This window comes from Bacteroides sp. OM05-10AA, from assembly GCF_003439055.1.
Classification (GTDB): domain Bacteria; phylum Bacteroidota; class Bacteroidia; order Bacteroidales; family Bacteroidaceae; genus Bacteroides; species Bacteroides intestinigallinarum.
Map to the genome: position 1 here is coordinate 14,010 of NZ_QSUR01000002.1, position 13,609 is coordinate 27,618.

The window sequence follows — 13,609 nt, forward strand, 5'->3', positions numbered from 1 at the left end:
AACGAGAACATTTATGAAAAGGAAATTATTAGCAATAGCAACTACCGCACTGCTGCTTGTAGCATGTAGTGACAGTTTTCTGGACAGAGCACCAGAGGGAAGCTATGTAGACGCTACGTTCTATACTTCCGATGAAGCGTTGGAAGCAGCCACTGCTCCACTTTACAATCGGGCATGGTTTGATTACAATCAACGTTCCATAGTTCCTATCGGTAGCGGGCGTGCCAATGATATGTACAGCCCGTGGAACTATCCGCAGTTTGTTACTTTCCAAGTGACAGCATTAGACGAAAATCTATCGGGTGCATGGAGCGGATTTTACTCGGTAGTAACGATGGCTAACTCTGTAATCAATGCGGTAGAGACACAGACACAGGGTAGTGTGAGCGAAGCGGCCAAGACAAAAGCAATTGCTGAAGCCCGGCTGATGCGTGCATGTGCATATTTCTATATGTTGCGTATTTGGGGGCCGGTGATTCTCATAGAAGACAATCAGAAATTGGTTGACAATCCCGTTCGTCCACTCAATCGGGAAGAGGATGTGTTCCAGTTTATTATCAACGACCTGAACTATGCCGTTACTCATCTGCCGGAACAGAGCGATAAAGGACGAGCTACGTCGTGGGCAGCAAAAGGAATATTGGCAAAGGTTTATCTGGCACGTTCGGGATGGAACAACGGTGGTACACGCAATGAAGATGATTTGGAACTTGCCCGCCAATACGCCGGTGATGTTTGCGAGAATAGCGGGCTGGGTCTGATGACAAACTACGAAGATCTATTCAAGTATAAGAATAATAACAATCAGGAATCCCTACTCGCCATGCAGTGGGTGCCATTGGGTGAGTGGTACGAATGTAATACACTGCTGTCCGATTTGGCATTCTCTACCGAAGTGACGGGTGGTGTCAATTGCTGGAGCAGCTATAATGGAAGTATTGATATGTTGCAGCAGTACGAGCTGGCAGATACGTTGCGCCGGAACGCTACCTTCTTTACTAAAGGTTCTTATTATTCTTACATTGCCATGAAGGACGGAGGCTATACTTATAAGGGCACTGCTTCTCCTATCAAAAAAGGTGTTCCGGGAGGACCGGATGATGATAATGATGGCAAAGTAAAACAAATGAACTCACCGCTTAATACCTATATCTTGCGTTTGGCAGATGTCTACCTGACATATGCGGAGGCTTGTTTGGGTAACAACTCTGTGTTGAGTGACGGACGCGGACTCTACTTTTTCAATCTGGTACGCGAGCGTGCAAAGGTTAACAAGAAATCTTCCATTACACTGGACGATATTATCCGCGAACGGCGTGTTGAGTTTGGCATGGAGTATTCAAACTGGTATGATATGGTGACTTGGTTCCGCTATTTGCCGGACAAGATGCTCAACTACTTTAATAATCAGTGGCGGGGATACCGGGCAGATGCTATTATCAAGGATGAGGATGGAAAGTTGCATTTCGGGAAATATGATACGGACGGAACTACCTTCCTTGAAGGTCCTGAAAATTATACGGCTCCGGAGTTTACTATCAACATTGAAGCAGAGGATATCTTCTTACCTTATCCGGAGTCTGATGTAATCCAGAATCCATTGCTGAATGAACCACCGGTTCCTTATACGTTTAACGAATAAATCAGACGAACTTATGAAATCAATATATAAGTATACAGATGCGCGGCTACTCTTGTTGTTTTGGCTGTTTCTGCCATTACTCGCGCTTATTTCTTGTCAGAACGACGATGACAGTATTCCTGTGATTCATTATATCCGGGTGACCGACCCTACCCGTGCAGACAGTACTTTCACCGATGTGAGTCCCGGTACGATGATTGTTGTGGTGGGAGAGCATCTGGGCGGTACGCAGAAAATATTTATCAATGATCAGGAGGTAAGTTTCAACCGAAACTATGTGACTTCTACTAATATCATACTGACGGTTCCCAATGAGCTGGAATTGACAGGGCAAAATCCTGAATTGAAAGGTGAAATTCGCTTGGAGACTGATCATGGAATAGCGACCTACAATATGCACGTGCTTTCGCCTGCACCTTACATCACCCGTATTTCCGCGACCTATCCTATTAAGCCGGGAGATCAGATGACTGTGATAGGCGGTAACTTTTACGAGGTACAGGCTGTTTATCTTTCTACAGAACAACCGGCAAAGGATGGAACACGCCCTGTTGACGTTCAGGAGATAACAAACTATGAAGTAAATAATAAATATAATCAAATTACTCTGACAGCTCCGGCAAATCTGCTTGAAGAGGGATATCTTGTGGTAGAGTGCTATACGAGTAGTGCGGTTACAGAGTTCAAGAAGAATGGTCCGAGACCGGTTGTTACTGCTGTCAGTTCGACAATGCCGGTTGTAGGAAGTACGGTTACTATCACCGGACAGAACTTTATTAAGGTATCACGTGTGAATATTAACGGTGAGTTCGACATTCCAGTGGAGGATATCACAACCTCAAACACTTTTGATGAGATTAGTTTTGTATTGCCACAGGCTCCTACCCAGTCCGGTCACATTTCTGTGACTGCGATTGGAGGAACGGTAGAATCTGCAGAAATATTCTATCCTTTAGAAAATGTGATACTGAACTACGATGGAATCGGTAGTCATGTTTGGGGCGATTGCAGTTTTGTAGTAGCAGACGGCTCATCGGCTCCTTATGTTTCTAATGGAACTTGTCTAGGTATTACTGGAACAGTGAGTGCATACAACTATTGGTGGAAACAAAGTTATTCCAACGCTCAATGGGTAGGTACAAGCATCATTCCGGGAAATACACCGATCAGTGACTTGAAATTACAGTTTGAATGTTTTGTGAAAGAAGTCTTTACCGGGCCTGTTTTCCAGATTGCAATGTGCGAAAACTTCGATGCTGCATTAAATGGCTATGTTCCGGTGAGCTCTTTTACAGGAGAAACGGAGACTGGAAAATGGATGCAATGTTCTGTATCTTTATCTTCTGTTGTCGCGGATGCTACATATCAAGAGTTCTTGAACAGGAATTCTGCTCACATAGGTGTATATGCAACAAATCCTGGTGGTAGTGAAGCTACTATAGAAGTTTATTTCGATAACTTCCGTATCGTGAAGAAGTAATGATTTAAATGAAGCAGGAGAAGGTAAACGATTCGTTCTACCCTCTCCTGTATTTTTAGTAAACAATGAGAAAGAATATTATTTATTTCGTCGTTTTTTCAATGGCAATAGTGGCAAGTATGGCATGTCATGCACAGGAACTTCAGATGCAGGATAGAATAGCGAATGGTAGTTCTACCCCCGTGATAATCATGCCGGAAGTCTCCCCAAAATTGTTGTCGGGAGATGCCAATCCACTGCTTGATTTTATATTTACTGCAGATCCTACAGCAGTAGAGTACGAAGGAAGACTTTATGTGTATGGCACAAATGATCATCAACAATATGAAGCAGTAGGAGGGAACGGCAAAAATTCTTACGAATACATTAAATCGTTGGTGATGATGTCTACCAATGATATGGTAAACTGGACGTATCATGGACTGATTCGGACAGATAGTATCGCACCATGGATTAAAGCATCATGGGCGCCTTCTGTCGTGAGTCGTAAAGAAGGCGATGGTAAAACGCATTTCTATCTTTATTTCTCTAATAGTGGAGATGGCAGTGCTGTATTGACAGCTACCTCGCCCGTAGGTCCGTGGGAAAGCCCTTTGAACCGCAGTGTGATAGATACACAGTCACCGGGCATCGGAGACTGTAAAGCCGCCTTCGATCCTGGAGCCGTTATCGACGAAGAAGGGACGGGGTGGCTTGCTGTGGGAGGTGGATGCGCACGTATCATACGTTTAGGAAAGGATATGATCAGTATAGACAGTCCGATAGTGCCGATTAATGCACCGCATCATTTCGAAGCCAATGAACTCAACTTTATTAATGGAACTTATGTATATACTTATAATATCGACTGGCAAAACTTTGATGATTGGCCACTACCAACAGAGAAACCGACCATCTGCTGTATGAGTTATATGACAAGTAAAACTCCGCTTGAGAGTGATAGTTGGCAATATCAGCATAATTATATGAAAAATCCCGGTGAATATGGGTTCGAGTTTGGAAACAATCACACGCACCTACACAAATATGGCGGGAAATGGTATGTGTTCTATCACACGATGAGCCTGCAGCGCAGTTTCAATACAACAGGAGGCTTCCGAAATATATGTGTAGACGAGATTGAAATAGACGAGGGAAATGTGAACATACACATGGGAAAACAAACCCTGAAAGGTGTCTCGCAGATAAAAGTACTAAATCTATTTATGCTCCAACAAGCTGAAACAACGGCTGCTACACAAGGTGTTAAGTTCTTGAATGGAAAAGATGTAGGCGATATGTATGCAGTGACTGTACCGGGCATGGAAGGTATTTTATCTGTCAGAGGTGTGGAATTCTGTAAGACTCCCTCACGTCTGGAGCTGCAAGCCGCAGGAGATGGTATTATTGAAGTACACCGTAATACTCCGGATGGAGAAATGATGGCTGCCATTCAGATAAATACCCCCAATATGAAACTCCTGAAAACTAAGATTCAGACACAATTTGAAGGTACAACAGATCTCTGCTTTGTATTGAAAGGGGAAGATATTGTTTTTGACCAATGGCAGTTTAAATGAAACTGTTTACCAAGAGTTTGTTAATAGTGGGACTTTTCATGAACTGAATGTGTATGAAAATAATAAAATATATTGCTCTGTTTGGGATGTTGAGTGGATTGGCGGTTGCATGTACCCCTTCAACAAGTGTGATATCAAACGACGTTGTTCGATTGAATCAGCTGGGCTATTACCCCAATCAGGAGAAAATAGCTGTGATAGACAGCGGAAAGGTTGAAGAGTTTGTAATATTAGATGCTGTTTCCGGCGAACAAGTGTTTGCCGGAAAATCTTTATATACAGCAAAATCTGCATGGTCGGATAAAACAAGAACAACACTGGATTTTAGTGCAATAACAACTCCGGGAGAATATATTCTGAAGGTGAACGGAGCATCGGTTGCTTTTCCTGTAAAGGACAGTGTATTATCTCCTTTGGCTGATGCGGCTTTGAAGTCTTTTTATTATCAACGTACCGCAATACCAATCGAGGAACAGTATGCAGGGCAGTGGAACAGACCGGCCGGACATCCGGATAATCACGTATTAATACATGCTAGTGCTGCTTCTCCCGGCCGTCCCTCGGGAACGATTGTCTCTTCTTCCAAAGGCTGGTATGATGCTGGCGATTATAATAAGTATATTGTGAATTCGGGCTATTCGATAGGTCTGATGCAGTCTATTTATCAGCTGTTTCCGGATTACTTCTCACGGCAAAAGATAAATATTCCGGAGAGCGATAATCACACTCCCGACTTACTGGACGAAATGCATTATAACTTGGATTGGATGTTAACAATGCAAGATCCCGCAGATGGAGGAGTGTATCACAAACTGACCACTCCCTTTTTTGAAGGCTTTGTGAAGCCTGTCGATTGTAAACAACAGCGTTATATCGTACAGAAATCGATCACTGCTGCCTTAGACTTTGCTGCTGTCATGGCACAGGCTTCCCGTCTGTTTGCCTCTTATGAGAAAGATTATCCGGGATTTTCCAAACGTGCTCTGCTGGCTGCGGAGAAGGCTTATGCTTGGGCGGAAAAACATCCGGAGGACTATTATAACCAGAATCTGCTCAATCAGAAGTTTCAACCGGAGATAGCTACGGGAGAATACGGTGATACACATGCAGACGATGAATTTTTCTGGGCGGCAACCGAACTCTATTTTTCAACCGGAAAAGAGATATACCGGGAAGAAGTAATAAAAAAGGCTCCCAAAGTATACACAGCTCCGGGATGGGGTAACACGTTTGCACTAGGCATATTTGCATGGCTTCAGCCGGACAGAAAATTGAATGAAGCCGATCGTCGTTTTGCCGGTTCATTGAAAACTGAACTTTTGAAATATGCTGATAAAGTAATACAAGGAGCCGAACAGACTCCATTTCATGCCCCTTATGGTAATGATGCCAAAGACTTCTTTTGGGGATGTCTTGCAGAGAAATGTCTTAATCAGGGTGTATCATTGATGTATGCTTATATTCTGACTGACAAAGAAACGTATTTGACTAATGCCTACAGAAATATGGATTATATATTGGGGCGAAACGCGACAGGTTTCTGCTATGTAACGGGACTTGGAACAAAAAGTCCGGAGCATCCGCATCATCGCCTTTCTGCATCAGATGATATAAAGGCTCCTATTCCGGGATTTCTTGTCGGAGGACCTAATCCGGGGCAACAAGACAAGGCATTTTATCCTACGGCCAGTCCGGATGAATCGTATGTGGATACGGAAGATTCTTATGCTTCCAATGAAGTGGCAATTAATTGGAATGCCGCTTTGGTGGCATTATCCTCTTCATTAGATGCGCTTGCTGTTGATTCTGTCAAATAATCCGCAGGCTCTTTTTCTTGGCTGTTTGATAATATTTTATTTCCTTTGTACAAATCTGAAAAACATGATAAGAAAGAGCCTTTTATTGTTAGCTTTACTTTTTACTTCATGGATTGTGCAAGCACAATCCTATTTATTCAAGCATCTGGAAGTGTCGGACGGATTGTCTAATAATTCTGTAAATACTATTTATAAGGATCGTGACGGATTCATGTGGTTTGGCACGACTACCGGATTGAATCGTTATGATGGATATACTTTTAAGGTTTATCAGCATGCCGAGGACGAGCCGGGATCTTTGCCGGATAATTATATCACTGATATTGTAGAAATGCCTGATGGACGGTTTTGGATAAATACTGCCCGGGGATATGTATTGTTTGACAAGGAACGGGATTGTTTTATCACCGATGTTACCGGATTTATGAAGACTCTCGAATCATGGGGAGTTCCGGAACAGGTTTTTGTAGACCGGGAAGGGAATACCTGGCTTAGTGTGGCAGGTGAGGGATGTTACCGTTACAAGGAAGGCGGAAAAAGACTTTTCTTCTCGTACATGGAACATTCGTTACCGGAATATGGAGTGACACAAATGGCAGAATGCAGTGACGGGATCTTGTTGATTTATAATACAGGACTACTTGTTTGCCTGGATCGTTCCACATTAGCAGTAAAATGGCAGTCTGATGAAATCAAAAAATATATTCCGGAAGGAAAGAAGATAGAGCTTTCGCTCTTTGTAGACAGAGACAATTGCATCTGGGCATATAGTCTTATGGGAATCTGGGCGTATGACAGCGGAACAAAAAGTTGGCGGACAGACTTAACCGGTATTTGGTCGTCACGTCCGGACGTAATCATTCATGCGGTGGCACAGGATATAGAAGGCAGAATCTGGGTTGGAAAGGATTATGACGGTATAGATGTGCTTGAGAAAGAAACTGGAAAAGTGACTTCTCTTGTTGCCCATGATGACAATGGACGGAGTTTGCCTCATAATACAATTTATGATTTATACGCTGATAGAGATGGTATCATGTGGGTGGGAACTTATAAGAAAGGAGTATCTTATTATAGTGAAAGTATCTTTAAGTTCAATATGTATGAATGGGGAGATATAACCTGCATAGAGCAGGCAGATGAAAATAGATTGTGGTTGGGAACGAATGACCATGGGATTCTTTTGTGGAACCGTTCTACAGGAAAGGCGGAACCTTTCTGGAGAGATGCCGAAGGACAGTTGCCGAATCCGGTTGTGTCTATGCTAAAGTCAAAAGACGGCAAATTATGGGTCGGAACATTTAATGGAGGGCTGTATTGTATGAATGGTTCTCAGGTGCGTTCTTATAAGGAGGGTGCCGGAAATGCTCTGGCAAGTAATAATGTCTGGGCATTGGTGGAAGATGATAAGGGGAGAATCTGGATTGCTTCCTTAGGAGGTGGTTTACAATGTTTGGAACCGTCGTCCGGTACTTTTGAGACTTATACGGGTAATAACTCGGCTCTGCTGGAAAATAATGTTACCTCTTTGTGTTGGGGAGATGATAATACATTGTTTTTTGGAACTGCCAGTCAGGGAGTAGGCATGATGGATATGCGTACTCGTGAAATAAAAAAAGTTCAAGGTCAGAGCGGTAGCACGAAAATGTCGAACGATGCGGTAAATCATGTGTACAAGGATAGTCGGGGACTGATATGGATTGCTACACGTGAGGGATTGAACGTATATGATGTAAGACGCCATCTGTTTCTTGATTTATCTCCTGTTGCAGAGGCCAAAGGAAGTTTTATTGCTGCGATTACGGAAGATCAGGAGCGTAATATGTGGGTATCGACCAGTAGGAAGGTAATCCGGGTGACAGTAGCTTCTGACGGAAAAGGGAGTTACCTTTTTGATTCCAGGGCTTATAATAGTGAGGACGGATTGCAGAATTGTGATTTTAACCAGCGTTCTATCAAAACCTTGCACAATGGAATCATTGCCATTGGAGGTTTATATGGGGTCAATGTTTTTGCTCCCGATCATATACGCTATAATAAAATGCTGCCTAATGTGATGTTTACAGGTCTTTCGTTGTTTGATGAGGCAGTAAAGGTGGGACAGTCGTATGGTGGAAGAGTATTGATAGAAAAGGAGTTGAACGATGTAGAAAATGTCGAGTTTGATTATAAGCAGAACATTTTCAGTGTATCTTTTGCTTCGGATAACTATAATCTGCCGGAGAAAACTCAATACATGTATAAGTTGGAAGGGTTTAATAATGACTGGCTAACCTTACCGTTAGGAGTACACAATGTCACTTTTACGAATCTTGCTCCGGGAAAGTATGTTTTGAGAGTGAAAGCGATAAATAGTGACGGTTATGTCGGCATGAAGGAAGCGACGCTGGGTATTGTAGTCAATCCTCCTTTCTGGATGTCATGGTGGGCCTATTTGTTGTATGCCATCGGTTTGGTGGTCGTGCTTTTCGTGGCACGCTACCGGATGCTGAAACGTGAACGTGAGAAGTTTCATCTTCAGCAGATAGAAAACGAGGTGGCGAAGAACGAAGAAATCAATAATATGAAATTCCGTTTCTTCACGAACGTCAGCCATGAATTGCGTACACCGCTTACATTGATTATTTCTCCTTTGGAGGGTATGCTGAAAGAAACAACCGATGAATTGCAAAGTACACGTTTGCAGTTGATGTATCGCAATGCGCAGCGGTTGTTGCACTTGGTCAATCAACTGCTCGATTTCCGTAAAGGGGAGATGAGTACTCATCAGTTGTCTCTGTCGGAAGGAGATATTATCTCGTATGTGCATAGTGTTTGCAACTCTTTCCTGTTGATGGCGGATAAGAAACACATTCAGTTCTCTTTCTTCTCGGGGATAGATACATTCTCAATGGCTTTTGATGCTGACAAGGTGGGAAAGATTGTCATGAATCTGCTTTCCAATGCCTTTAAGTTTACTCCCGAAGGAGGACGGGTGACGGTGATGATAGAGCATGTGGCTGGAACTCCTGATATGCTGGAGATCAAGATTGCCGATACCGGAATAGGAATAAGTGATGTGGATAAGGAACATATCTTCGAGCGTTTCTACCAGGCAGATCATAAGGGGGTAGAGGAAACTACCGGAAATGGTATCGGCTTGAGTTTGGTACGTGACTTTGTAACTCTGCATGAAGGAGAAGTGAAGGTCTTTGATAATATAGGAACAGGCTCCGTTTTCGTTATTCAGTTTCCGGTAAAGCATGTGGAGACACAGGTGCAATTGCCGCCAGAGACAGGTATATCGATCGGGGAGGAAGAAGATAAGGAGATAAAAGAGGAAACGGAACGCAAGGATTTCCCATTGTTGCTGATAGTAGATGATAATGAAGACTTCCGTATCTTTATGCGTTATAGTCTGGAATTGCAGTATCGTGTCAAACTGGCTGTGAATGGTAACGAAGCATGGGAGATGATGCAGGAAGAATTACCCGATCTGGTTATCAGTGATGTGATGATGCCTCAAATGGATGGTAATGAGTTGTGCCGTCTGATTAAGCAGGATAAGCGCACAGCGCATATCCCTGTGATTTTGCTGACAGCACGGCAGAATACCGAAGCGAAGCTGGAAGGATTGCAGACGGGAGCGGACGATTATGTAACGAAGCCGTTCAATATGACTATTCTTGTATTGCGTATCCGTAAACTGATAGAATTAAGCCGCTATCATCGTGTCACCCAGGGAATGATTGACCCTGCCCCCAGTGAGATTGTGATTACTTCATTGGATGAGAAGTTGATAGAGAAAGCAATCAAGTATGTGGAAGATAATATGTCGCGTACCGAACTCTCGGTAGAGGAGCTTAGCCGGGAACTGGGTATGAGCCGTGTGCATCTGTATAAGAAATTACTCCAGATCACAGGAAAGACGCCGATTGAGTTTATCCGTGTGATCCGCTTGAAACGGGCAGCGCAATTATTGCGTGAAAGCCAGCTTCATGTATCTGAGGTAGCCTTCGAAGTAGGCTTTAATAACCCTAAATATTTCAGTCGTTATTTCAAGGATGAATTTGGTGTTTTGCCCTCTGTTTACCAGGAAAAAGAAGGGAAATAACAAATGATACCTCTGAAAAAAACATATCGTCCGGTCACTGTTTAAAAGTTCCCCTTCTATAAAACATTAGAAGGGGAACTTTTCATTTATAGTACTTACTTTTGCGATATGAGAAAATATATTGTTGAACCCTAAAGGTAGGTATGATTATGAATATGAAAAACATTTTCTGTTGCCTGTTGCCGGGACTTCTTTTCGGAGCATGTGCCAATAAGGTCTATGAGGAAGCAGGCGACAGCGTGATAGTTAAAGTACAACAGGAAGTAACGGGAGGTCCCCGACTGGTTCGTCTGCAAGTGATGGGAGATAAATTAATCCGTGTTTCTGCTACTGCCGACAGCAAGTTTGCCGATCCGCAAAGTTTGATTGTTGTTCCGCAGGAAAAACAAATCCCATTTGCCGTCATGCAGAATGGCGATACGATTACAGTGTCTACAGAAGAAGTGAAAGCGTCCGTACTGGCCAGTACCGGAGAGGTGTGGTTTGTGGATAAAGACGGAAAGTTAATCCTGCAGGAAAACAAGGGAGGAGGAAAGAAGTTTACTCCAATCGAAGTAGAAGGGACAAAGGGATATACGATCTGTCAGGTTTTTGAATCTCCTGAAGATGAAGCGTTCTACGGATTGGGGCAGCATCAGGCGGATGAATTTAATTATAAGGGTAAGAACGAAGAACTGTTCCAATACAATACGAAAGTCTCTGTTCCATTCGTTGTTTCAAATAAGAATTATGGTATACTGCTGGATAGCTATTCATTGTGTCGTTTCGGTAATCCGAATGACTACTCCCAATTGAACCGGGTCTTTAAGCTTTATGATAAGACAGGTCGGGAAGGTGCGCTTACCGGTACTTATGTGCCGAAAAAAGGAGAGACGTTGGTTCGCCGGGAAGACTCCATTTATTTTGAGAATCTGAAAACGATTCAGAATCTTCCGGAGAAATTGCCGTTAATGGGGGCTAAGGTCACTTATGAAGGCGAAATAGAACCTGCTCAAACAGGAGAATTTAAGTTTATTCTTTATTACGCCGGATATGTCAAGGTCTATTTGAATAATGAACCGGTGGTGCCGGAACGTTGGCGGACTGCATGGAATCCTAATAGCTATAAGTTTGCTGTTCATCTGGAAGCAGGGAAACGTGTGCCGTTGAAAATCGAATGGCAGCCTGATGGTGGGCAGTCTTATTGCGGGCTGCGGGCATTGACTCCTGTAGATCCGGCAGAACAGGGAAAACAGTCATGGTGGAGCGAGATGGCAAAGCAGCTTGATTATTATTTTGTGGTTGGTGAGGATATGGATGAGGTAATCAGTGGCTATCGGACTCTGACCGGAAAGTCACCTGTTATGCCGAAATGGGCAATGGGTTTCTGGCAAAGTCGGGAGAAGTATAATACACAAGATGAAATGTTGGGCGCTCTGAAAGGTTTCCGTGATCGTAAAATCCCGGTGGATAATATCGTACTGGATTGGAATCACTGGCCGGAAAATGCCTGGGGGAGTCATGAGTTTGATAAGGCACGCTTTCCGGATCCCAAAGCAATGGTCGATTCCATTCATGCTATGCATGGGCGTATGATGATTTCGGTGTGGCCTAAGTTCTATGTTACTACCGAACATTTCAAGGAGTTCGACAAGAATGGGTGGATGTATCAGCAGTCTGTCAGGGATAGCTTGAAAGATTGGGTAGGTCCCGGTTACCATTATGGTTTTTATGACGCTTATGATCCGGATGCACGTAAACTGTTTTGGAAGCAGATGTATGAGCACTATTATCCGTTGGGTATCGATGCCTGGTGGATGGATGCCAGCGAACCGAATGTACGTGACTGTACCGACTTGGAATATCGGAAGGCTTTGTGCGGACCTACGGCGTTGGGTTCCTCTACGGAATTTTTCAATGCTTATGCACTGATGAATGCAGAAGCCATTTATGACGGTCAGCGCGGAGTGGATAATAATAAGCGTGTGTTCTTATTGACCCGTTCGGGATTTGCCGGGTTACAGCGTTATTCTACAGCTACATGGAGTGGAGATATCGGTACACGTTGGGAGGATATGAAGGCACAGATTTCTGCCGGACTGAATTTTGCCATGAGTGGAATACCTTACTGGACAATGGATATTGGCGGCTTTTGTGTAGAGAACCGTTATGTAGCGGGACAGAAGCAATGGAATGCGACAAAGACAGAAAATGCCGATTATAAAGAATGGCGTGAATTAAATGCCCGTTGGTATCAATTCGGTGCATTCGTTCCTCTGTATCGTGCACATGGACAATACCCGTTCCGTGAAATATGGGAGATTGCTCCGGAAGGGCATCCGGCCTATCAATCGGTTGTTTATTATACCAAGCTACGCTACAATATGATGCCGTATATTTATTCGTTGGCAGGCATGACCTGGTTTAATGATTATACAATCATGCGTCCATTAGTCATGGATTTTACAGCGGATACCCAAGTGAATAATATTGGTGACCAGTATATGTTCGGTCCTTCATTTATGGTATCTCCGGTTTATCGATATGGTGACCGTAGTCGTGAGATTTATTTCCCCCAGGCAGAAGGCTGGTATGATTTTTATTCCGGTAAATTCCAGCCCGGAGGAGAGAGAAAAGTAATAGAGGCTCCTTATGAGCGTATCCCGCTGTATGTGCGTGCAGGCGCTATCGTACCGTTCGGAGATGATATTCAGTATACGGATGAAAAACCGGCGGATCATATCCGTTTATATATTTATCAGGGGGCTGATGGAGAGTTTACGCTATACGAAGATGAGGGGGTGAATTATAACTATGAACAGGGTATGTACGCCATGATACCGATGAAGTATGATGAGGCTACTAAGACTTTAGTAATCGGTGAACGCCAGGGAGAATTTCCGGGTATGTTGAAGGAACGTACTTTCACTGTAGTTACGGTTAATAAGGAGAAAGCACAACCGTTTGATTTGAATGCGAAAGGAGTGACTGTGAAGTATAATGGCAGCGAGCAGACATTGAAACTGTAAGCTGAATGAT

General features: G+C 43.5%; 6 protein-coding genes. All 6 read left to right on the plus strand.

Annotation, left to right across the window (positions count from 1 at the left end):
• The first annotated feature begins 13 nt into the window (after positions 1–13).
• The 6 genes from DXB58_RS01545 (at position 14) to DXB58_RS01570 (ending at position 13,599) form a co-directional block, all read left to right on the plus strand.
• Positions 14–1,642 carry a RagB/SusD family nutrient uptake outer membrane protein gene (locus DXB58_RS01545; protein ID WP_009001154.1) on the plus strand — a complete coding sequence of 543 codons (1,629 nt, stop codon included), beginning with the start codon at positions 14–16 and terminating at the stop codon, positions 1,640–1,642.
• Between the two features lie 13 nt (positions 1,643–1,655).
• Positions 1,656–3,122, plus strand: a complete 1,467-nt coding sequence (locus DXB58_RS01550) for a glycan-binding surface protein (RefSeq protein WP_009001153.1) — start codon at positions 1,656–1,658, stop codon at positions 3,120–3,122.
• Positions 3,123–3,187: 65 nt separating this feature from the next.
• Complete coding sequence (locus DXB58_RS01555; RefSeq protein ID WP_122135718.1) at positions 3,188–4,681, plus strand: glycoside hydrolase family 43 protein; 1,494 nt, start codon at positions 3,188–3,190, stop codon at positions 4,679–4,681.
• Positions 4,682–4,734: 53 nt separating this feature from the next.
• The gene (locus tag DXB58_RS01560) at positions 4,735–6,498 is read left to right on the plus strand and encodes a glycoside hydrolase family 9 protein (protein ID WP_032854036.1); all 1,764 of its coding nucleotides are present in this window, start codon (positions 4,735–4,737) and stop codon (positions 6,496–6,498) included.
• Positions 6,499–6,562: 64 nt separating this feature from the next.
• Positions 6,563–10,591, plus strand: coding sequence for a two-component regulator propeller domain-containing protein (locus DXB58_RS01565; RefSeq protein ID WP_122135719.1), 4,029 nt, complete (start codon positions 6,563–6,565; stop codon positions 10,589–10,591).
• Between the two features lie 143 nt (positions 10,592–10,734).
• Complete coding sequence (locus DXB58_RS01570; protein WP_198286899.1) at positions 10,735–13,599, plus strand: alpha-xylosidase BoGH31A; 2,865 nt, start codon at positions 10,735–10,737, stop codon at positions 13,597–13,599.
• Positions 13,600–13,609: the final 10 nt, after the last annotated feature.